The following is a 20287-nucleotide window of genomic DNA, read 5'->3' on the forward strand; positions in this document are numbered from 1 at the left end:
TAGCGCAACTTCCCGCTTCGCCCATCCGGCCGCCGCATGACCGCCCCCCTGATCCGCCGGGCCACGCCCACCGACGCGCACACGCTCGCCGAGTTGGGCGCCCGCACCTTCTGCGAGACCTTCGCGCACCTCTACGACCCCGAAGACCTGCGCGTCTTCCTGGCCGAGGCCTACGACCTGGACCGCACCCGCGCCGACCTGGCCGATCCCGCCAAGGCCTCCTGGCTCGTGGAGGCCGACGGCCTGGCCATCGGCTACGCCACGGCCGGCCCGTGCGGCCTGCCGCATGCGCAGGTCACGCCCGACTGCGGCGAGCTGAAGCGCATCTATTTCCTCAAGGACCACCAGGGCGGTGGCCTCGGGAAGGCGCTGTTCGCTGAGGTGATCGCCTGGCTGCAGTCGGCCGGGCCGCGGACGGTCTGGATCGGCGTCTGGTCCGAGAACTACGGCGCCCAACGGTTCTATGAGCGCCACGGCTTCGAGAAGGTCGGCGAGTATGGCTTCGCCGTCGGCAAGACCATCGACCGCGAGTTCATACTTCGACGATCCGCGGAGAGTTTTTCCAAGGACGCGTCACAATTGGCGGAAAGCCGACACAATTTCGCCTAAGTGAACCCGGTTCGCCGGCCTTTCATTGCTTCGATTTAACATCAGCCCGTCTTGGCGCGGGCGCCGCCTTTTGGGAACCTCGGCCATCGAAGGTTGAGCACGTCCAAGGATCGGCGGTGGGGATGCTGAAGATCGGCTACGTTCGGTTGCGCGACGCCAGCGCGAACGAAGACACGGCCTCGCTGAAGGCCGCGGGCTGCCAGGTCGTGCGCGCCGAGGAGATGGACGTGGGCGGCGCCACCCTCGACTCGATCCTGGATTTCATCGGCGCCGGCGACCAGCTCGTCGTCACCCGCCTCGACCGGCTGGCGCTCGGCGGTCGCGGCCTGCTCGAGGCGCTCGACCGACTCGAGGCGCGCGGCGCCGGCCTGATGGTGCTCGAGCCGCGCCTGACCAGCCAGGGCCCGAGCGGCCAGGCGCTGCGCGCGGTGCTGGAAGCGGTGGCCGGCCTGGAGCCCGCCGGCGCGGGTCGCCGCCGTCGCCCCGCGGCCGCCGTCCACGAGATCTTCGCCCTCCAGCGCGCCGGCGTCGGCCCCGTCGAGATCGCCCGACGCCTCGGCGTCTCCCGCATGACCGTCTGGCGCAAGCTCAAGGCGGTGGAGACAGCGGACGCCTAGTCTCTCCTCTCCCAAGCGTGGAAGCGCCGTGGGAGAGGAGAACTCATCCTACCGCTGACGCGCCTGGACGAAGTCGACGAACGCCCGGAGCGGCGACGGCATGGTCCGCCGGCTCGGGTAGTAGAGGAATGGCCCGGGGAAGACCTCGGACCATTCCGGCAGCACCTCCACTAGCCGCCCTGCGTCCAGGTGCGGCCGCGCCGCTTCCTCGAACGGCGTGCCGAACCCCACCCCGTCCAGCATCGCCTGCATCAGCAGCGCCGGGCTGGTCGAAACCACCGAGGCCGGCGGCGAGATCCGCAGAGGCTCGCCTTCCTTCTCGAACTCCCACGCCGGCTCGGCCCCGCTCGGGAAGCGCACCCGCACGCAGGGGAGGTCCAGCAGGTCGCGCGGATGATTCGGCGTACCCACCCGTTGGATCAGCGACGGCGCCGCCACCAGCGCGAACCGCTGGGGCGGCCCCAGCGACACGGCCACCATGTCCTGCGCCAGGCTCTCGCCCCAGCGCACGCCCGCGTCGAACCCGCCGGCCACGATGTCGACCAGCGCCGTCTCGCTGGTCACCTCCAGCCGCACCTGCGGATAGGCGCGCACAAACGCCCCGACCATTGGCGCCAGCACATGCTCGATGGCCGGCTCGGGTGCGTTGATCCGCAGCGCTCCCTGCGGCTGGGCCTGGGCCGAGCGCGCCTCGGCCACCGCCTCGCCGATCTCCGCCAGCGCCGGCTGCAGCCGGTCCAGCAGGGCCGCGCCCGCGTCGGTCAACGCCACGCTGCGCGTTGTGCGGTTCAGCAGTCGCACGCCCATCCGCGCCTCCAGGTCGCGCAGCGTCTGGCTGAGGGTCGAGGCCGAGACCCCGCGCTCCACCGCCGCCCGCCGGAAGTTTCGATGCCGCGCCACCGCCGCGAAGCTGTCGAGGGCGTAGAGGTCCGGCCGATCCATTGTTCGATTTTCCGCACAGTTCGTGTGGGACAATGCCGATTATCTCGAAGAATGCCCAGCGCTAGATAGTCGCCATCAGACAACAGGAGGCGCAGATGCAGACGCGCAAACTCGGAAAGAACGGCCCCACCGTCTCGGCCATCGGCCTGGGCGCCATGGGGATGTCCGGCATGTACGGCCCGGCCGACCGCGCCGAGAGCCTGGCCACGATCCACGCGGCCCTCGAAGCCGGGATCGACCTGATCGACACCGGCGACTTCTACGGCATGGGCCACAACGAGATGCTGATCGGGGAGGCCCTGAAGGACCACCGCCGCGAGGATGTGGTGATCAGCGTCAAGTTCGGCGCCCAGCGCACGCCCGCCGGCGGCTGGATCGGCTTCGACGCCAGCCCGAACGCGCTGAAGACCGCCCTCTGCTACACGCTGCAGCGGCTGGGCGTGGACTACATCGACATCTACCGTCCCGCCCGCCTCGACCCGAAGGTCCCCATCGAGGACACGGTCGGCGCCATCGCCGAGATGGTCCAGGCCGGCTTCGTCCGCCACATCGGCCTGTCGGAGGTCGGTTCCGAGACGATCCGCCGGGCGGCGGCCGTGCACCCGATCGTCGATCTCCAGATCGAGTACAGCCTGATGAGCCGCGGCATCGAGGCCGGCGTGCTGCAGACCACCCGTGAGCTCGGCATCGGGATCACCGCCTATGGCGTGCTGAGCCGCGGCCTGATCGGCGGCAACACCACCAACTTCGGCGCCCAGGGCGACTTCCGCGCGCACAGTCCCCGCTTCCAAGGCGAGAACCTGACGAAGAACCTCGCCCTGGCCGAACGCCTGCGCGGCGTCGCCGAAGCCGCCGGCCTCACCCCGGCCCAGGCCGCCATCGCCTGGGTGGCCGCCAAGGGCGACGACATCGTCCCCCTGGTCGGCGCCCGCCGCCGCGACCGCCTGGCCGAGGCCCTGGGCGCCCTCGCTAGGCCGCTCTCGCCGGAAACGGTCGCGGCCCTGGAGACGGCCCTGCCCAAGGACGCCGTCGTGGGCGACCGCTACGCCGCGCCCCAGATGGCTTCGCTGGACTCCGAGCGGGGTTAGCGGCGGGGCGTCTTCTTTGTGATCAAGCCGGCGGCCAAGACTCTGGCCGCCGGCCATGGGGAGAGCCCTCCGGCTCAGCGTGACGGGTCGATCTCCCAGGGTATCGCCGCGCCGGGAAGGTTTTCCGACAGCTCGCGACGCGTGAACCATCTGATATTCGAGAAGCGCTCGTCGCTCGCGAGTGCTCGCGACGTCCCCAGCAGCAGTGCGAGATACGCCACCGGCTTGCGGCCGAGTAAGCTGCCGATCCAGGACGGCTTCGAAAACGTCAGGAAGTAGTCGTCCACCAAGTTCAGCCCGATGCCGAAGCTACGGCCCTTCCCCTTGACACCGAAAGTCCAGACGAACTCACCATCAGGTTCCGGGCCTGAATAGACCTCGAACCCGAGTTCCTTGAAGATCACCGCGAGGGCGTCGGCGACGCTCCTGCCGGGCGGCTGCACGAAGTCGCGGCCATCCTCGGTTTCGATGATGTCCTCCGGCAGGGTGGAGCGGAAACAGGCGACGTTTCTGACGATCACTGGCGCACCTCGCCATCGAATTCGTCGACTGTCGTCCCACCGAAAAGGACCGGCCCGACGACGGCCTTGGTATAGGGCGATGTCCCATAGTTCAGCCGGTCGAGCGGACCATATCTAGTCCAGCCTAAATCTCGCTCCGCGCTCCAACGCGTCCCCCCATACTTCGCGCCCACCTTGCCCCCACTGTAGTGGGGATCGACGCCCACATGGTTTCTATAAACGTCCCGCGTCGTCATCCCCTTGTATCGGATCTTGTTGAAATCGCTCTCCGCGAGCCAACTTGGCAGCTTGGCGCGCACGGGGAGAATGTGATGGCTCTTCCCACGATAGGGTTCATTCCACCGCAGGGCTAAGCCTGGATTGTCCGCCAAAAACGCCAGCTCCTTCACAGTCGCCCCTTTTGCGAGCTTGCCGATGCCCGCCGCGCCTCGCATGAACTCGCCTCCCACGGCGAGCGAGCCCAGGTCGGACGCCAATTCTCCGTTGTTCATGCCAACGTTGAACGCGCGATGGTATTCTCCAAGCAGCGTGTCCGCGGCGGGCGTCGCGAACACGTTCTGCTTCAGATTGAAGTCGTGAAGCCCCGAGGCGATGTCGGCGCGCACCATCGAAGGATCGTCTATCCCGCGCATGACGTAATCGCCAATATCACCCGCGCGGGTGACAAGCTGTTCGCGAGCCGACTGGCCGGGAAGGCTGCGAAGTGGATCTAAGGGATCGGTCAGGCGGTAAACAAAGTAGGCGCCTTCTCCCGCCCCTTTGATGGTGTTCAGTCCGCCGCGGACGACGCCCGGCACAAGCCCTAGCCCCCAGCCCAGTCCTCCCACGACAGCCTTCGCCGTCGGATCGTCGTCGAGCCTGCTGCGGCGCGAGCCGGCTTCTTTGGAAGGCCCTGCCGGCAGCCCCGGTCGCACCATCGTCGGCTCGCCGGTCCAAATGTTGCGTCCCTGGCGAAATAGCTCCGCTTGCCTTGACTGCCTCGCCCTCTGGTCGGCGAGCGCCTGGAGCCGAGCATTGTCCGTACCGAGCAGCGTATGCCCGGCTTTCGCTTCTCCGCTTGTTGCGTCATCCCAGTGATTCGGAACGATGTAGCTGCGTCCCGCCCTTAGGGTGGACTCGGCGCCGTCCATGCCGTTGAGCGCGAGGAACTTCCCGATCGCGCGCGGGTCGCTTGAGCCCAATAGCCCTGAGATACTGTCGCCGGGTCGCGCCGATTGGAACCGAAGCCCAAGGTCCATCGCCTGCGGCGCACCGGTGTCCGGCCCAGCCCCCGGTTCGATGGCTTGGTCCGCCGGCGGCTTCGATCCAGAGTCGCGTCGCTCCAAATCGGCCCAACGCCCCGCCATCCAACCTATAATATCGCCAGGCGACTCCGCCTCGCGTGACCCCATCTCGGTCCGCCGCATCCGCACCCTCATTGCTTCTTGATCGCGACGGGCATTCCCATGCCTGCGCAACCTTGACTGTACGGGAGACGGCGCGAAAGGTCAAGAACAAAACAAGAACATAAATCGATCGGCGATCCCCGCCCCCTACTCGGCCGGATGCGCCACGCCTACCGGCTCTGGCGCTCCGGCCGAGGCGTGTCGCCGGCGCAGCACGCGGGCCTGGCGCTTGCGCTGCCAGATCACCACGCCGGTGATGCTGAGGGCCGCCACCACCACGCCCATGAACGAGATCAGGATGCGGCCCGGCAGGCCCAGGATGCGCCCGGAGTGCAGGGGAAACTGCGCCTGGACGAAGATGTCGGCGGCCGTCCCCTTCCAGGGCTCGCGCTGGCCCAACAGGCGCCCGTCGATCCCGTCATAGTAGAGGTAGGGCGGCCCCACGCCCGCCGCGCCATGGTCACCCGCCGGGGTGTGGAAGCCCACGCCGTAGATGCCGTACTCCGGCGTATAGAAGGCGCTGCCCGCGGGCGCGTCCCAGCCTCGGCGGGCCGCCTCCGCCTCCGCCTTCGCGATCACCGGGCCGTACGCGATCTTCGGCACGATCGGGTTGTCGTGGTCGCGCGGCGCGCGCAGGTCGAACGGCCCCGGCGTCACCTGCGAGACCTTTGACATCATCGGATAGAAGACCTCGCTGTAGAGGTTCAGCGAGAAGGCGGTGAAGGCCACCGTCAGCAGCACGCCCCAAAGCCACAGGCTGAACGCCCGGTGGATGTCGAAGTTGATCCGGTAGGCGCTGCCCGAGGTCTTGATCTTCCACGCCGGCTTCCAGCTGCGCCAGAACCCTTGCCGCTCGGCCGCCTTGCGCGCCGGCAGCGTCAGGTAGGCGCCCACGAAGCAGTCCAGCGTCCAGAGCAGCGCGATGCCGCCCATCAGCCAGACGCCCCAGCGGTCGATGCCCCACATCTCCGGGATGTGCAGGCTGTAGTGGAAGACATAGAGGAACGAGACGAAGGTCTCGGGGGTGATCGGCCACACCGCGCCCCAGTCGCGCCGCCCCAGCTCTTCGCCGGTCACGGGGTCGAGGAACACCTGGTTGTAGCCCGGCTCGAACGGCTTGCCCGTCGCGGGGTCGACCTTTCCCGTGACCCCGAACGCCAGGGAGTCGCCCGGATCGGCGGCGAGGGGGACGAAGGTCACCGCCACCCGCGGGTCGCGCGCCTCGATCTGCGCCGCCAGCTTCAGCGGGTCGACGGCCGCGCCCTTCCCCTCGGCGTGCATCAGGTGGGGGTTGAGCAGGTCGTCCAGCTCGTGGTCCCACGAGATCACCGCCCCGGTCACGCCCGAGACGAACAGGAACCCGGCGATCAACAGGCCGACCCAGCGATGCAGGAAGCCGAAATAGGGACGCAGACTCATCGGGACCGGCCTCGGGGATCCAGGACAGGGCCGACACCGTAGCAATTTTTAGATGCACTTGCGAGGCATTTGCATTCTGATCCGAGCACGGCGACCCGCGAGAGCCGACGCGGGGATGCATGGCTAAGTCGAAGCGGCGTTGCTCGCTGAGGCGGCCAGCCTTGCTGGAACCTCCGAGGAGGGTGTGGGGTCGGGAACCGCCCCACACCCTTTTCTGCTCGTCATCCTCGGGCTTGTCCCGGGGATCCATCCCCGGCGGCACGGTCGTGGGAGCGGATTGCGCTGGCAATCCGCCGCGGATCCTTGCGGCGGCTGCACCATGGATCCCCCGGACAAGTGTTCAGACCAGGGACATCCGTGCTGGTGCTGTGGGTCCGTCGTTCCGCGAGAAGCGCGCCGCCTTGGCCGCCGCCAACGCCGCACCCGCCGCGCCCGCACTGGACATCGGGAACCCGCGGCCCCATCCTCCGCGTTCAAACGACCGTTCGACACAAGGGCCCCTGCCCCATGTTCATGCGCTTCTTCACCGAGCTTCGCGAGGCCAAGGTCCCCGTGACGCTGAAGGAATACCTCGCCCTCATGGAGGCGATGGACAAGCAGGTCATCGACCGCTCGGTCGACGACTTCTACTACCTGTCGCGCGCCGCCCTGGTGAAGGACGAGAAGAACCTCGACAAGTTCGACAAGGTCTTCGGCCACGTCTTTAAAGGCCTGGAAGCGCTGGAAGGCGAAGGGATCACCGCCGACATCCCGGCCGAGTGGTTGAAGAAGATCTCCGAGAAGTTCCTCACCGAGGAGGAGAAGGCCCAGATCGAGGCCATGGGCGGCTTCGACAAGCTGATGGAAGCCCTCGCCGAGCGCATCAAGGAGCAGAAGGAGCGCCACGAGGGCGGCAACAAGGCCATCGGCACCGGCGGCACCTCGCCCTTCGGCGCCAACGGCTATCACCCCGAGGGCGTGCGGATCGGCCAGGACAAGGGCCGCCACGGCCGGGCGATCAAGGTCTGGGACAAGCGCGAGTACAAGAACCTCGACGACAGCGTCGAACTCGGCACCCGCAACATCAAGGTAGCGCTGCGCCGCCTGCGCAAATGGGTGCGCGAGGGTTCGCCCGACGAGCTGGACCTGGGCGGCACCATCAAGGGAACGGCCGAGAAGGGTTACCTCGACATCCAGATGCGCGCCGAGCGCCGCAACAAGATCAGCGTCCTGCTGTTCCTCGACGTCGGCGGCTCGATGGATAGCCATATCAAGGTCTGCGAGGAGCTGTTCAGCGCCGCGCGCACCGAGTTCAAGAACATGGAGTTCTTCTACTTCCACAACTGCCTCTACGAGGGCGTCTGGAAGGACAATAGGCGCCGTCACACCGAGAAGATGAACACCTGGGACGTGCTGCATAAGTACCCGCACGACTACAAGGTGATCTTCGTCGGCGACGCGACCATGAGCCCCTACGAGATCACCTATCCAGGCGGTTCCGTGGAGCACTGGAATGAGGAGGCCGGCGCCATCTGGATGGACCGCGTCGCCCAGATCTACGAGCACATGGTCTGGCTCAACCCAACCGCCGAGCGCCACTGGGACTACACGCCCTCGATCGGCGTGATGAAGCAGCTGGTGGGCGACCGGATGTTCCCGCTGACCATCGACGGGTTGGAGAAGGCGATGCGGGAGTTGTCGCGCTGAATGCGCGATAGGCCTAGGCTCCGGTAACGCTTAAGGGATTCGCATGACCGATCCCCTGATTCAGGACCCGCCGGAAACGGACGAGGCGCAGGCCGCGACCAAGGCCGCCGTGTTCAACGCCGCCGAGCGCCTGTTCGCGCTGCACGGCTTCCAGAACGTTTCGGTGCGCGACATCACCGCCGAGGCCGGGGTGAACCTGGCCAGCGTGAACTATCACTTCGGCTCCAAGGACGCCTTGCTGTTCGAGATCTTCCGGCGGCGCACGTCGGAACTCAACCGCGAGCGGGCCCGGCTGCTGCATGAGGCCGCCGCCCGGCACGACGGCAAGCCGCCGGTGCGCGAGATCCTCGAGGCCTACTTCGCCCCGCCGCTGCGCTGGGCGGCGCCCGACAACAGCCGACGCATCTCGGTCCAGTTCATCATCCGCGCCCGGTCCGAGGGCACTGCCGAGATGCGCGAGGTGCTGCGCAACGACGTCAGCCACCTCGAGCGGTTCGCCGGCGCCCTGATGGCGGCGCGGCCCGACCTGCCCAAGGAAGACGTCTACTGGCGCCTGCACTTCGTCCTGGGCATGGTGCACAATAACCGTTTTGCAGAGTTCGACCGGCTGCACCACCTCTCCGGCGGCCTCACCCGCGAGGGCGACGTCGAGGCGCTGCTGAAGCGCATGCTGGACTTCGCCGAAGCCGGGTTCGCGGCCTAGGTGCGGAGACTTCTGCTCAGCGCCTGCGCGCTGAGGTTCTTCGACACCTTCTTGCTGATCGTCCCCTTCTACACGGTGATGTTCGCCGAGAAGGGCCTGTCGCCGGCCCAGATCGGCCTGGTGCTCGGGGCGTGGTCGGCCGTCGGCGTCGTGCTGGAGGTGCCATGCGGGGTGCTGGCCGACCGCATGTCGCGCCGCTGGCTGCTGGCGATCTCCCAGCTCCTGCGGGCCAGCGGCTTCCTCGTCTGGCTGGCCTTCCCCAGCTTCTGGGGCTTCCTGGCGGGTCTGATGCTCTGGGGCATGAAGAGCGCCACCATGAACGGCGCCTTCGAGGCCCTGGTTTACGACGAGCTCAAGGCCCTGGGGCGCGAGGCAGAGTACGCCAAGGTGTTCGGCCGCGCCAAGGCCGCCCGCGGCGTGGGTCTGGTCGCCGCGTCCCTGACCGCAGCGCTCGCCGCCCCGCTAGGCTACGGCCCGCTGATCGTGGCCAGCGCCGTGGCGGGCGTGACCGCCGCGCTCGCCGCGCTCAGCCTCCCCTCGGCGCCGCGCATCGCCCACGCCGTCGACTGGAGCTACTTCGGCCACCTAGCCCGCGGCGCCCGCCAGGCGCTCACCCTGCCCGGCGTGCCGGCGCTGATCGCCTTCATCGCCGGCGTGCAGGCCGTGGCCTACGCCACCGCCGACTACTGGCAGCTCTTCGGACGCGACATCGGCCTCCCCAAGCCCGCCATCGCCGTGTTCATCGCCGCCATCGCCTGCGCCGAGGTCGCCGGCAGCATCCTGTCGCACCGCGTGCGCCGGCCCGACCCCCGCTGGCTGTACGGCGCCGCCACCCTGGCGGGACTCGCGATCGTGACGGCGGCGGCGATTCACCAGCCATGGGCCGTGGCCTTCCCGCTCCTCTACATGGGCCTCTACAGCCTGGTCGACGTCAGCGCCGACGCGCGTTTCCAGCACGCCCTGAAGGTCGAGACCCGCGCCACCGTCGCGTCGGTTAAGGGCTTCGTCACCCAGTGCGCCAACGGCGTCCTGATCCTGGGCTTCGGCCTGATCGCCCAGGCCGGCTCGTACCGCGCCTCGTTCCTGGCCTACGGTGCGGCGCTCATGCTGCTGGGCCTCGCCTACGCCACAACAAGTTTGGTCCGCGGGCCACGTCGGGCTTAGAGTTGTTGGATCGCGAACCTCACGCGGCGAGGCGCCAGGCGAACTTCAGGTCCTCGACAAACATGGCGTAGGCCTTCGCTTTTGCCTCGGCGTCCGGGACGCGGAGCAGGTAGGACGGGTGGTAGGTCACGACGCCCTGGGCCTGGTCAGGGAGCTGCAGCGCCTGGCCGCGGAACTTGCCGATCGGGGTGGGCTTGCCGAACACCGCCAACCCCGCCGTCGCGCCCAGCGAGACGATCACGCGAGGCCGGATGATCCGCCGCTCGGCGTCCAGCCACCAGCGGCAGGCAGTGACCTCGCCCGTCTCGGGCGTCTTGTGGATGCGCCGCTTGCCACGCAGCTCGTGCTTGAAGTGCTTCACCGCGTTAGTGACGTAGGTCTCGGTCCGCGGCACCCCGGCCTCGGCCAGCGCCTTGTTGAACACCTGGCCGGCGGGTCCGACGAACGGCTTTCCGGCCAGGTCTTCCTGATCGCCTGGCTGCTCCCCTACGAACAGCAGCCTCGCCTTGCCGGGTCCTTCGCCCGCCACGCCCTGGGTCGCGTCGCGCCAGAGGTCGCAGCGCCGGCAGTGATCGACCCCGGCCGCCACCTCCTCGAGCGAGGTCGGCGCCTGGCCGTCCCACGGCGCATCGCGGCTGTTGCGCACGGCCGCCTTGACCACGCGGCGGTTGGGTTCGGAAGGGGCCTGGCGGACCATGGCGTCGGTACGGCCTTGGGCTTGGGCGATGAGTTCGGGAATGAGCGCGGCCTCGGGCAGGTTCCGCCAATAGCGCTTGGGCATCTCCTTCTGCATGGCGCCCACCTTCAGTCGGGCCGGGTTGAAGATGGAGGCGTAATAGGTGCGCCAGTATTCCTCGAGAGCATCCTCCGACGGCGCGTCTGCGGGATCGGCGCCCGGCGTGAAGGTCAACTCCGACATGTCCCAGTGCACGCAGGCGTCCGGCGTCAGGATCGAAAAGCGCATGTTGGCGAAGCGGCGCGCGAAGAACGGCGCCGTCGCCTCGGCCACGCGATGCGCCGGCTCGAACCAGGCGACATAGGCCTCGCCGTTTTCGTCCGACGCCAGGCGGAAGCGGACGAAAGCCTTCATCTTGTGCGCCGCGCGGTTGACCTCCTTGGCGAAGTGGTTCGCCTGGCCGACCTCCGGATCCGAGCTGATATGCATCAGGTTCGGCTCGTCTTGCAGCCGCCAGAGCAGGCGATAGAGCAAGGCGAAGCGTTCGTCCGACCGGTGCAGGATCACCCGCGCGGCCAGATCCACGAACGCCTTCGGCGCCGTGAACGTGGCCTTTGCGTCGCGGCTCGGCAGGGGGGCCCGAAGGCCGTCGAAGAGCGTCGCCGCGCCGTCCACCGTCCAAAGCGCCGCCTCGGGTGGAACCCTGCCGCTGCGCAGGCCGCGCGCCGCGCGCCGCCAACCGTCGAAGTCGGTCTCGTGGGCCAGGCGGACCACCTGCATCAGAAGAGGCCCAGTTGTACGGGTTCGACGCGCTGGCGCAGGTCTGCGCGGTCGGTGAGGCCGCCGGGGCTCCAGTCTGCGCAGATCAGGAACGGCTTCAGCTTCTCGATACCCCGTGACAGCCGCTTCACATCGGCGAGTTCAAGGCGCTTGAACCGGCGGACGTCGAGGATGCGGTCGACCGCTCGGACGCCCAGGCCTGGCACACGCAGCAGGCGCTCGCGGTCGGCCGTATTCACGTCCACCGGGAAGTCTCCGCGGTTCCGGAGCGCCCACGCCAGCTTGGGATCGATGGCCAGGTCCAGGTCCTCCGTCTCGCCGATGATCTCGGCGCGCTGGAAGCCGTAGAACCTCATCAGCCAGTCGGCCTGGTAGAGGCGATGCTCGCGGATCAGCGGCGGGCGTTGCAGCGGCAGCCGCGAGGTCGAGTCCGGGATCGGCGAGAAGGCGGAATAGTAGACCCGCCGCAGGCGGTACGCGCCGTAGAGGCTCTCCGACCGCTTCAGGATCGCGCCATCCGTCGCGGCGTCGGCGCCGACGATCATCTGGGTGGACTGACCGGCGGGCGCGAACTTCGGCGGCTTGGCCTTGCGTCCCTTTTCCTTCGAAGCGTCCTCAGAGACACGAACCGCGCCCATGGCCTTCTTGATGCCGACCACGTCCTTCTCGGGCGCGAAGGCGGCGAGGCTCTCGTCCTTTGGCAACTCGATGTTGATCGACACCCGGTCGGCATAGAGGCCCGCCTCGTTGACCAGCGCCGGCGACGCCTCGGGGATCACCTTGAGATGGATGTAGCCGCGGAAGTCGTGGACCTCGCGCAGGGTGCGGGCCACCCGCACGATCTCCTCCATGGTGTAGTCCGCTGAGCGGATGATGCCGGAGGAGAGAAACAGGCCCTCGATATAGTTGCGCTTGTAGAAGCCGAGCGTCAGGTCGACGACCTCGTCCACGCTGAAGCGGGCCCTGGGCGTGTTGGAGCTGACGCGGTTCACGCAGTAGGCGCAGTCGTAGACGCAGAAGTTGGTCAGCAGGATCTTCAGGAGGCTGATGCAGCGACCGTCAGGCGCATACGCGTGGCAGATGCCCATCCCGCCGTCGGTGGAGCCGACGCCCTTCCCGCCGCGAGAGTCGCGCTTGACCGATCCCGACGAGGCGCAGGACGCGTCGTACTTTGCGGCGTCGGAGAGGATTGCGAGCTTGCGCTTGAGATCGAGGGTGGGCACCTCGAAAAGGTATTGTTCTATCTTTGTTCACGCAAGCGTGGCCGTACGGGAATTTTCGCGCGATTTTCGGAAGGACCCGGTTGCGGCTCCCCCAACGTGGGGGCGTTCGGGCGGGGGAGCCGCGTTCAGGAGTGCTTCGGGGCGGTCGGTCCGGGGGGAGAGATGGACCGGCGTCCCTCAAGCCCGGACACCATCGCCCCACGGCTTGGCCGCAGTAGGGCGGGTTCGTGTCAGCGCTGTATAGTTTCGCGGCCGATACAAGGCAGTTGCGCCCTAAGTGTTATAGTCATATATAACACCAGATCAGATGGCGGATGATGAAGACTCACCGTCACGGTCGCCTCCGCGGGACGGGGAGGCGGTTCGGACGAGGCGATGGACCCCGAGTGGAACGACAGTCAGCCGATCTACCGCCAGATCCGCGATCGCGTGGTCGCGATGATCCTCGATGGCCTGCTCAAGGAGGGCGACCCGCTGCCCTCGGTGCGCAACGTCGCGGCGGAAAGCCGGGTCAACCCGCTGACTGTTCTGAAGGCCTACCAACAGCTCACCGACGAGGGCTTGGTGGAGAAGCGTCGCGGGCTGGGGATGTTCGTCAACACCGGAGCTCGCGCGCTGCTGCTTTCGGCCGAACGCGAGAAGTTCCTGGACGAGCAGTGGCCCGAGGTGCTGGCCACCATCCAGCGGTTGGGCCTGACTGGCGATCTGCTGGGCAAGCCGCCAAAGGGCGAGGGCTGAACCGATGGCCTGCATAGACGCCCGCGGCCTCCGCAAGGCCTACAAGACCACCATCGCCCTGGACGGCGTGGACCTCACCGTCGAGGAAGGTCGCATCGTTGGCCTGATCGGCCCCAACGGCGCCGGCAAGAGCACCGCGCTGCAGGCGATCCTGGGGCTTACGCCCTACGAGGGCGGACTGCGGGTCATGGGCCGCGATCCCTGGGTCGCGCGCGACGAACTGATGCGCGACGTCTGCTTCATCGCCGACGTGGCGGTGCTGCCCCGCTGGATGCGGGTCTGGCAGGCGCTGGACTACGTCGAGGGCGTGCATCCGCGCTTCGACCGGGCCAAGGCCGAGGGCTTCCTGGCCAAGACGCAGATCCAGAAGAAGAGCCGGGTTCGCGAGCTGTCCAAGGGGATGGTGACCCAGCTGCATCTCGCCCTGGTGATGGCGATCGACGCGCGCCTACTGGTGCTGGACGAGCCGACGCTGGGCCTGGACCTGCTGTATCGCAAGGCCTTCTACGACAGCCTGCTGAACGACTATTTCGACGGGAGCCGCACGATCCTGGTCACCACCCATCAGGTGGAGGAGGTGCAGCACATCCTCACCGACGTCGTGTTCCTGAACCGCGGCCGTGTGGTGCTGGACTCGACGATGGAGGCGTTCGAACAGCGCTACGTCGAACTGTTGGCGGCGCCGGACGGGCTGGCCGAGGCGCGCACCTTCGGCCCGATTCACGAGCGGCAGCTGTTCGGCCGCAGCCTGCTGATCTTCGATGGCGTCGACCGACAGCGGCTGTCGGGCCTGGGCGATGTGCGGACGCCCAGCCTGGCCGACATCTTCGTGGCCGTGATCGGGGGCGCCCAATGACGGCGGTCCACGATACGCCCCCTGCCGCTCTGCCGTGGCGGCGCGTCCTGTACTGGCAGGTCCGCCGCGAGCTCTGGGAGAACCGCGCGATCATACTCGCGCCGGCCGCGACCGCGACGATAGGCTTCCTTGGCTTTGTCATCAGCGCTTTCGGCCTGCCCGAGGCGCTGCGCGCGGTGGCGGCGGGCGGCAAGCGTCCCGCCCTGCTCCTCGGGCCCTATAGCTTCGTGGCCTTGGCTGTGCTGGCGACCGGCCTGCTGGTCGGCCTGTTCTATGCAGCCGGCGCGCTGCAAGGCGAGCGGCGGGACCGTAGCCTCCTGTTCTGGAAATCGATGCCGGTGTCCGATCGGATGACGGTGCTGTCCAAGGTGGTCGTGCCGGTTCTGGTGATCCCCCTGGTGACGCTGGCCATCACCCTTGGAACCCAGGCGTTGATGCTGGCGTGGAGCACCCTCGCGGCCCTCGCGAACGGCATCAGCCCACTGCTGCTCTGGCGGCACGTGAACCTGACGACCATGTGGGTGGTCCTGCCCTACGGCCTGCTGGTCAACGTTCTCTGGATGGCGCCCGTCTGGAGCTGGCTGCTGCTCGTCTCGGCGTGGGCGCGGCGTATGCCGATCCTCTGGGCGCTCGGGCCCTTCGCGGCGCCCGCGATCGTCGAGGGCATCGCCTTCCGCACGTCGCATGTCGCCCAGTTCGTCGGCGAGCGGCTCCTCGGCGGCTACGCCATGGCTTTCAGCGTCGGAGGCAAGGCCGAGCAGGCCATCGACAGCCCCCGCCAGCTCGACCCTTTCCACGTCCTCGCCCAGCCGGACCTCTGGATCGGACTGCTATTCGCCGCCGCGTTCCTGGCGGCCGCGATCTGGCTCCGACGACGACGCGAGCCGGCCTGACCTAGCCCCTCCCCTCCGGAGATACCCATGACCACTGCAATCCTCACGCCCGGCGGGTCCGCCCGGGCGACGGCGGAACGCGCCCTGAATGCCGCCGCAGCCTTCTGGTTCGCCGTCGCGGTGATCGGCCAGGCCCTGTTCGCCATCTACATCCTGGCCGTCTACGCCCCGACCTCGCTCAGCGGAAACTTCGCGGCGTGGAATGAGAACAAGATGCTCATCAAGGGCTATGTGCCCGGCGACAACGTGGGCAACCTGGCCTTCGCCGCGCACGTGCTGATGGCGGCGGTCGTGACCTTCGGCGGAACGCTCCAGCTCGTGCCGCAGATCCGCGCTCGGGCGCCCGCCGTCCACCGGTGGATCGGCCGCGCCTTCATGACCACGGCCATGCTGGCCAGCGTCGTAGGCCTCTGGATGACCTGGGGGCGGCCCACCTGGTCAGGCCTGCCCAGCGCCATCGCCATCAGCCTGGACGCCGCCCTGATCCTGGCGTTCGGCGGACTCGCCTGGCGCACCGCCGCGATCCGCGACTTCGCGGCCCACCGCCGCTGGGCCATTCGCACCTTCCTGGTCGCCAATGGTGTCTGGTTCCTGCGGCTTGGCATGGCGACCTACGGCATGGCCTACACGCTGACAGGCAAGGTCCTGCCCGGTCCGAGCGCCTTCTTCGACCTGTGGAGCTTCGGGAGCTACCTCGTTCCCCTCCTGATCCTCGAACTCTACCTGCGCGCCAAGGCGGGGGGCGGGCCAGCGCTACGCGTGGCCGCGGCCGGCGCGATCGCGCTCGGCGCGCTTCTCATGGCCATCGGCATCTTCGGCACGTGGATGGGCATGTTCTGGCTGGTCCTGACCAACGTCCTCGCCAGGCTCTGAAAGACATCGTCATGACGCTCGAAGCCCCCGAGGGTTCGCCCTGGATCCTGCATTTCGCCGCCACCCTGCTGCTGGTGCTTCATATAGCCGGCGGCGCCATGGGCATCCTCTCCGGCGGTGTCGCGATGTTCGCCCGCAAGGGCGGCCGCCAGCACGCCTTGGCCGGAACGGTCTTCTTCGTGGCCATGCTGACCATGACCGGCGTCGCCGCCGTCACGGCTCCGTTTCTCGCCGACGGGCGCTGGACGAATACCACGGCGGCGGTCTTCACCCTCTATCTCGTCGTTACAGCCTGGGCGACGGTGCGCCGGAGGCCCGGCAGCATAGGCGGCTTCGAGCGTTGGGTCGTCGCTGTCCCCATCGCCATTGCCGTCATGGGCCTGGCCCTCGTGCCCTTCGGGGCGGCCGCCGGGCGGATGGAAGGCTTCGCGACCGTGTACGTTTTCGCCCTGGTCTCAACCCTTGCGGCGGCCAGCGATATCGCTGTGATCCGACGCGGCGGCGTGGTCGGCCGCGACCGGCTGGTTCGTCACCTCTGGCGAATGGGGGCGGCGCTGTTCGTCGCGAGCGGCTCGTTCTTCTTCGGCCAGCAGGACCGCATCCCAGCGGCGATCCTCGGTACGCCGCTGCCATCGCTCCTTGGGCTCTCGCCCTTGCCGCTGATGGCGTTCTGGTGGATCCGCACACGCTTTCCGCAACTGTTCCGCTGGCGCCGCGCCGAAGCCTGACCGCCCTCGCCATCCAGCGCCAGCGCGGTACAAGTGCCTGGCACAGGGAGTTGAGCGTATGGCGTTTCGGGGCGTGATGGCGGGACTGGGTCTGGCGCTGGCTCTGGCAGGGACGGCCCAGGCGGCCAGCCCGACGGCCCAGGTGCGGGCGTGGCGGCAGGCGAACGAAAAGGTGATCGTCGGCGACTTCATCAAGCTGCTGTCGATGCCGAACGTCGCCACCACCGTGTCCGACGTGGAAGCCAACGCCGCCTACCTGCAGGACCAGCTGAGGGCCCGCGGGTTCGAGACCCGGCTGCTGACCGCGGAGCCCGGCACACCGCCATCGGTGTTCGGCGAGCTGAAGACGCCGGGGACGAAGCGGACGGTGGTGTTCTACGCGCACTACGATGGCCAGCCGATCGGCCAGAAGGGCTGGATGACGCCGCCGTTCCAGCCGTCGATGCGCACCGCCCTGCCCGAGGCCAAGCCTGTGGACTGGCAAGGCGCCGCCGGTCCCCTCGACCCGGCATGGCGGCTGTTCGCGCGCTCGACCGGCGACGACAAGGCCTCGGTTCAGGCCATGCTCAGCGCGCTCGACGCGCTGAAGTCGGTGGGCCGCAAGCCATCGGTGAACATCAAGATCCTTTGGGAGGGCGAGGAGGAACAGGGCTCGCCCCACTTCGAGGCGCTGGTCACCCGGCACAAGGCGCTGCTGAAGGGCGATCTGCTGATCATGGGCGACGGGCCGATGCATCAGTCAGGCAAGCAGATCATCAACTTCGGCAACCGCGGCATCGCGGGCTTCAAGGCGACCGTTTACGGTCCGACCCGGCCTCTGCACGACGGCCACTACGGCAGCTGGGCGCCCAGCCCCACGGTGATGATCGCGGGGCTGGTCATGAGCCTGCGCGACGACGAGGGGCGCATCCTGGTCCCCGGCTTCGCCGACGACGTGACGCCGGTGTCGGCGGCGGACAAGGCGGCGCTGGCGGGACTGCCCGATGTCGAGACCGACCTGAAGAAGAACCTGGGCCTGGGCCGCAACGTCGGCGGGCCGCGTCTGGCCGACGGCTATCTGGCGCCGACCTTCAACGTGCGGGCGATCCATGGTGGCGACACCGGCCCCGACGCCGCCAACGCCATCGCCACCGAGGCCGAAGCCTCGTTCGACATCCGTCTGGCCCCTGGCATGACGCCACAGAGGGCGCGCGAGAAGACCGAGGCCTACCTGACCTCGCAGGGCTGGAAGATCGTCCGCGACACGCCTGACGCCGCGACCCGGCTCGCGAACCCGAAGGTGGTGCGGATCAACTGGGAGGACGGCGAGAGCGAGGCCACCAAGACCCCGATGGACGGGCCCGCGGCAGCGGCCGTCTCGGCCTCGATCGGGCGGACGGTCGGCTATCCGGTCCTGCGGCTGCCGATCGTGGGCGCGAGCTCCGGCATGGCCAAGATCGTCAATGCGCTGGAGGTCCCGATGGTGGGCGTCAGCATCGCCAACTACGACAACAACCAGCACTCGGTGAACGAGAACATCACCCTGCAGGCGCTGTGGGGCGGGATCGAGGTCTACGCAGGACTGCTGTCGGACCTGAGCTGGTAGACGCGCCGCAGCGAACGGCGCCCAAGTCGCGGTTCTTCTCGGGCAAACCGTCCGCGTGAGACGATCTGACCGCATTTGATACACTGCGTCCTCTCGGACCCACCGGCATCAGCGCAAGCTGACCGCGCCGGCTCACCGTGTCGGTTCGCCAGACCGCATGGAGAGACCGATGAGTTTTCTGAAGACGCTGGCCCTTGGCGCCGCGACCCTCGGCGCAGCCGTGGCGCTTGCTGGATCCGCTGCGGCGACAACCACCCTGACCTATGTCGGCAACGATTTTATCTACCGCGTCGGGCCTTACCAATTCGGCGATAGGGTCACCGGGACCGTCGAACTGGAGGATCCGCTGGGCGCCAACTTCTTCGGCGAGGCGACCCCCCTGTCGATGACGCTGACGGTGGGTGGTATGGCGCTCAGCACGCCCAATCTCAGCCGCGCGAGGTTCGCCACCAACGCGGCAGGCGAGATCGTCAACTGGCAAGTCAGCATCTATGCGCTGATTGGCGATGACTACTTCTCGTTCACCACCTCCAACACCGCAGTCAATCAATTCGGAGTCTACGGCGGGGTTCTGGACTACGCATCGTTGGACTCCGTTTCACAATCCGCACCGTCGTCCGGCGCCAGCAACACCTTCGCGCCCGGCGTGTGGACCATGACCACAAGCACCGACCCCACCGTTGTGCCCGAGCCCGCCACCTGGGCGATGATGCTGAGCGGCTTTGCGCTGACCGGCGGCCTGCTGCGCCGGCGGCGGGCGCTACCCGACGCTGTCGTCTGAGCCGTCCGCGCTCTGAAAATCGCGGGGCGACAGGCCGTAGGCGTTCTTGAACAGCCGCCGCGCCGTCCGCGCGTCGTTCAGGCCGCATTGGGCGGCGGCGGCGGCGATGCTCGTGGGGCGTCCGCGCCGCAGCGCCTCGCGGAAGCGGCCCAGCCGGATATCTCGGATCGCGGCTCCCACCGTGAGATCGCGCTCGGCGAAGGCGCGATAGAGGGTCGCCCGCGAGCAGCCGAGAGCTTGAGCGATCCGGGCGGCGTCGAGGTCGCGTTCCGACAGATGGATGTCGATGTAGCGCCGCGCCGCCGCGAGCAGCGCGGTGTCGCCCGACCCGGCGGCCTCGGCCACGGCGGATCGACCGCTGCGCAGGCCGGTCAGGATCAGGTCGATGACGCCGCCCAGCGCGGTCTCGGCCTCCAGGTCGTTGAAGTGCGGCGCCTGGCGCGCCAGCAGGCGGAACTGGGCGGTGACGAGAGGGGCCAGCGCGCTGCGCGACAGGGCGCCCAACAGAACGGTCGGCGGCGGGATGTCTGCGCCGAAGATCTCGTTGAGGGCGCCGCGGGGGATCATCACGTTCACGCCCCGATGCCGGCGAGGCCAGGCGACCTTGGCGTCCTGATCCGGGTCGTAGGCATAGAGATCGCCAGCCTGGGCGATGTGCGGGCGATCGCGGCCTGACTGGCTGCGTCGTTGACCGCTGAGGACCAGGCCCAGGTGCAGCGCGCCGCCGCGGTCGCCGGGCGGCGGCTGGGCCCGGCCGCCGGACGTCGCATCGGACTCGAACAGCACGAGTGTGCGCGCGCCGCAGAACAGCCCCTGCGCCCGAGCGCGAAAGTCTCGCCGCTGGGCCGCCGTGGGCGCGTCGCCGTCCCAATCCGGCCAGACGATGCTGCGCCAGAACTCGTATCGCTCGGCCGGCGGGACGAGGTCGGTGTCGACGCTCATGCGCGCGTACCTGGGCGCGGTGCTGAGACGGTGGCCGAGAGGCTCCCGCGAAGGAGTCCAACTCCACTCGTGAGGTCC

20 protein-coding genes are annotated in these 20287 nt (G+C 68.3%); 13 read left to right on the forward strand and 7 right to left on the reverse strand.

All coding sequences use genetic code 11. The annotated features are described in order from the left end of the window. Window positions 1-36 precede the first annotated feature (36 nt). Both ACODSY_RS09510 and ACODSY_RS09515 read left to right on the forward strand, forming a co-directional pair. A complete protein-coding gene (locus ACODSY_RS09510; protein ID WP_488951481.1) occupies window positions 37-609 on the forward strand; it encodes a GNAT family N-acetyltransferase in 573 nt (190 codons plus the stop codon). A 122-nt stretch (window positions 610-731) separates the two neighbouring features. Next, on the forward strand, window positions 732-1226 hold the full coding sequence (locus ACODSY_RS09515) for a recombinase family protein (protein WP_488951482.1): 495 nt from the start codon (window positions 732-734) through the stop codon (window positions 1224-1226). Between the two features lie 48 nt (window positions 1227-1274). On the opposite strand, the gene ACODSY_RS09520 is transcribed toward ACODSY_RS09515, so the two are convergent. Next, window positions 1275-2168 carry a LysR family transcriptional regulator gene (locus ACODSY_RS09520; protein WP_488951483.1) on the reverse strand — a complete coding sequence of 298 codons (894 nt, stop codon included), beginning with the start codon at window positions 2166-2168 and terminating at the stop codon, window positions 1275-1277. A gap of 95 nt (window positions 2169-2263) precedes the next feature. Between ACODSY_RS09520 and ACODSY_RS09525 the strand changes: the two genes are divergently transcribed. Next, window positions 2264-3256, forward strand: coding sequence for an aldo/keto reductase (locus tag ACODSY_RS09525; RefSeq protein WP_488951484.1), 993 nt, complete (start codon window positions 2264-2266; stop codon window positions 3254-3256). A 74-nt stretch (window positions 3257-3330) separates the two neighbouring features. Here ACODSY_RS09525 and ACODSY_RS09530 read toward each other — a convergent pair whose 3' ends face one another. The 3 genes from ACODSY_RS09530 to ACODSY_RS09540 all read right to left on the reverse strand — a co-directional run bounded on the left by ACODSY_RS09530 (window position 3331) and on the right by ACODSY_RS09540 (window position 6581). Continuing rightward, window positions 3331-3777 (reverse strand): hypothetical protein, encoded by a 447-nt coding sequence (locus tag ACODSY_RS09530; RefSeq protein ID WP_488951485.1) that lies wholly within the window; start codon window positions 3775-3777, stop codon window positions 3331-3333. Continuing rightward, window positions 3774-5123 (reverse strand): hypothetical protein, encoded by a 1350-nt coding sequence (locus ACODSY_RS09535; protein WP_488951486.1) that lies wholly within the window; start codon window positions 5121-5123, stop codon window positions 3774-3776. Before ACODSY_RS09535 ends, ACODSY_RS09530 begins: the two co-directional genes overlap by 4 nt. A gap of 186 nt (window positions 5124-5309) precedes the next feature. After that, window positions 5310-6581 (reverse strand): PepSY-associated TM helix domain-containing protein, encoded by a 1272-nt coding sequence (locus ACODSY_RS09540; RefSeq protein ID WP_488951487.1) that lies wholly within the window; start codon window positions 6579-6581, stop codon window positions 5310-5312. A 507-nt stretch (window positions 6582-7088) separates the two neighbouring features. Here ACODSY_RS09540 and ACODSY_RS09545 point away from each other — a divergent pair. From ACODSY_RS09545 to ACODSY_RS09555, 3 genes are read left to right on the forward strand one after another with little or no spacing between them, the layout of a single operon-like run. Next, window positions 7089-8267, forward strand: a complete 1179-nt coding sequence (locus ACODSY_RS09545; RefSeq protein ID WP_488951488.1) for a vWA domain-containing protein — start codon at window positions 7089-7091, stop codon at window positions 8265-8267. A 43-nt stretch (window positions 8268-8310) separates the two neighbouring features. Then, window positions 8311-8970 carry a TetR/AcrR family transcriptional regulator gene (locus tag ACODSY_RS09550; protein ID WP_488951489.1) on the forward strand — a complete coding sequence of 220 codons (660 nt, stop codon included), beginning with the start codon at window positions 8311-8313 and terminating at the stop codon, window positions 8968-8970. After that, window positions 8971-10134: an MFS transporter gene (locus tag ACODSY_RS09555; protein WP_488951490.1), complete on the forward strand. Its 1164-nt coding sequence runs from the start codon at window positions 8971-8973 to the stop codon at window positions 10132-10134. A 19-nt stretch (window positions 10135-10153) separates the two neighbouring features. Here ACODSY_RS09555 and ACODSY_RS09560 read toward each other — a convergent pair whose 3' ends face one another. Both ACODSY_RS09560 and ACODSY_RS09565 read right to left on the reverse strand, forming a co-directional pair. Then, window positions 10154-11590 carry a UdgX family uracil-DNA binding protein gene (locus ACODSY_RS09560; RefSeq protein WP_488951491.1) on the reverse strand — a complete coding sequence of 479 codons (1437 nt, stop codon included), beginning with the start codon at window positions 11588-11590 and terminating at the stop codon, window positions 10154-10156. Continuing rightward, window positions 11590-12813 carry a putative DNA modification/repair radical SAM protein gene (locus tag ACODSY_RS09565; protein ID WP_488951492.1) on the reverse strand — a complete coding sequence of 408 codons (1224 nt, stop codon included), beginning with the start codon at window positions 12811-12813 and terminating at the stop codon, window positions 11590-11592. The genes ACODSY_RS09560 and ACODSY_RS09565 overlap by 1 nt, the downstream gene beginning before the upstream one ends. A 375-nt stretch (window positions 12814-13188) precedes the next feature. On the opposite strand from ACODSY_RS09565, the gene ACODSY_RS09570 reads away from it, so the two are divergent. From ACODSY_RS09570 to ACODSY_RS09600, 7 genes are all read left to right on the forward strand, one after another. Then, window positions 13189-13551: a GntR family transcriptional regulator gene (locus ACODSY_RS09570; protein WP_488951493.1), complete on the forward strand. Its 363-nt coding sequence runs from the start codon at window positions 13189-13191 to the stop codon at window positions 13549-13551. A 4-nt stretch (window positions 13552-13555) separates the two neighbouring features. After that, the gene (locus ACODSY_RS09575) at window positions 13556-14407 is read left to right on the forward strand and encodes an ABC transporter ATP-binding protein (RefSeq protein ID WP_488951494.1); all 852 of its coding nucleotides are present in this window, start codon (window positions 13556-13558) and stop codon (window positions 14405-14407) included. Next, window positions 14404-15300 (forward strand): hypothetical protein, encoded by an 897-nt coding sequence (locus ACODSY_RS09580; protein ID WP_488951495.1) that lies wholly within the window; start codon window positions 14404-14406, stop codon window positions 15298-15300. Before ACODSY_RS09575 ends, ACODSY_RS09580 begins: the two co-directional genes overlap by 4 nt. A gap of 27 nt (window positions 15301-15327) precedes the next feature. Then, window positions 15328-16173 carry a DUF2306 domain-containing protein gene (locus tag ACODSY_RS09585; protein WP_488951496.1) on the forward strand — a complete coding sequence of 282 codons (846 nt, stop codon included), beginning with the start codon at window positions 15328-15330 and terminating at the stop codon, window positions 16171-16173. A gap of 11 nt (window positions 16174-16184) precedes the next feature. After that, complete coding sequence (locus ACODSY_RS09590; RefSeq protein ID WP_488951497.1) at window positions 16185-16901, forward strand: DUF2306 domain-containing protein; 717 nt, start codon at window positions 16185-16187, stop codon at window positions 16899-16901. Window positions 16902-16959: 58 nt separating this feature from the next. After that, complete coding sequence (locus ACODSY_RS09595) at window positions 16960-18486, forward strand: M20/M25/M40 family metallo-hydrolase (RefSeq protein WP_488951498.1); 1527 nt, start codon at window positions 16960-16962, stop codon at window positions 18484-18486. 169 nt (window positions 18487-18655) lie between these two features. After that, window positions 18656-19267, forward strand: a complete 612-nt coding sequence (locus ACODSY_RS09600; RefSeq protein WP_488951499.1) for a PEPxxWA-CTERM sorting domain-containing protein — start codon at window positions 18656-18658, stop codon at window positions 19265-19267. On the opposite strand, the gene ACODSY_RS09605 is transcribed toward ACODSY_RS09600, so the two are convergent. Then, entirely contained in the window at window positions 19247-20209 is a 963-nt protein-coding gene (locus tag ACODSY_RS09605) for an AraC family transcriptional regulator (protein WP_488951500.1), read from the reverse strand. The genes ACODSY_RS09600 and ACODSY_RS09605 overlap by 21 nt on opposite strands. Window positions 20210-20287: the final 78 nt, after the last annotated feature.

Source organism: Phenylobacterium sp. FG114, assembly GCF_057809855.1.

Bases quoted from the DNA above. Each gene is read 5' to 3' on its own strand.
- ACODSY_RS09510 (WP_488951481.1), top strand. From the start codon at position 37: ATGACCGCCCCCCTGATCCGCCGGGCCACGCCCACCGACGCGCACACG.
- ACODSY_RS09515 (WP_488951482.1), top strand. From the start codon at position 732: ATGCTGAAGATCGGCTACGTTCGGTTGCGCGACGCCAGCGCGAACGAA.
- ACODSY_RS09520 (WP_488951483.1), bottom strand. From the start codon at position 2,168: ATGGATCGGCCGGACCTCTACGCCCTCGACAGCTTCGCGGCGGTGGCG.
- ACODSY_RS09525 (WP_488951484.1), top strand. From the start codon at position 2,264: ATGCAGACGCGCAAACTCGGAAAGAACGGCCCCACCGTCTCGGCCATC.
- ACODSY_RS09535 (WP_488951486.1), bottom strand. From the start codon at position 5,123: ATGGCGGGGCGTTGGGCCGATTTGGAGCGACGCGACTCTGGATCGAAG.
- ACODSY_RS09540 (WP_488951487.1), bottom strand. From the start codon at position 6,581: ATGAGTCTGCGTCCCTATTTCGGCTTCCTGCATCGCTGGGTCGGCCTG.
- ACODSY_RS09545 (WP_488951488.1), top strand. From the start codon at position 7,089: ATGTTCATGCGCTTCTTCACCGAGCTTCGCGAGGCCAAGGTCCCCGTG.
- ACODSY_RS09550 (WP_488951489.1), top strand. From the start codon at position 8,311: ATGACCGATCCCCTGATTCAGGACCCGCCGGAAACGGACGAGGCGCAG.
- ACODSY_RS09560 (WP_488951491.1), bottom strand. From the start codon at position 11,590: ATGCAGGTGGTCCGCCTGGCCCACGAGACCGACTTCGACGGTTGGCGG.
- ACODSY_RS09570 (WP_488951493.1), top strand. From the start codon at position 13,189: ATGGACCCCGAGTGGAACGACAGTCAGCCGATCTACCGCCAGATCCGC.
- ACODSY_RS09575 (WP_488951494.1), top strand. From the start codon at position 13,556: ATGGCCTGCATAGACGCCCGCGGCCTCCGCAAGGCCTACAAGACCACC.
- ACODSY_RS09580 (WP_488951495.1), top strand. From the start codon at position 14,404: ATGACGGCGGTCCACGATACGCCCCCTGCCGCTCTGCCGTGGCGGCGC.
- ACODSY_RS09585 (WP_488951496.1), top strand. From the start codon at position 15,328: ATGACCACTGCAATCCTCACGCCCGGCGGGTCCGCCCGGGCGACGGCG.
- ACODSY_RS09590 (WP_488951497.1), top strand. From the start codon at position 16,185: ATGACGCTCGAAGCCCCCGAGGGTTCGCCCTGGATCCTGCATTTCGCC.
- ACODSY_RS09595 (WP_488951498.1), top strand. From the start codon at position 16,960: ATGGCGTTTCGGGGCGTGATGGCGGGACTGGGTCTGGCGCTGGCTCTG.
- ACODSY_RS09600 (WP_488951499.1), top strand. From the start codon at position 18,656: ATGAGTTTTCTGAAGACGCTGGCCCTTGGCGCCGCGACCCTCGGCGCA.
- ACODSY_RS09605 (WP_488951500.1), bottom strand. From the start codon at position 20,209: ATGAGCGTCGACACCGACCTCGTCCCGCCGGCCGAGCGATACGAGTTC.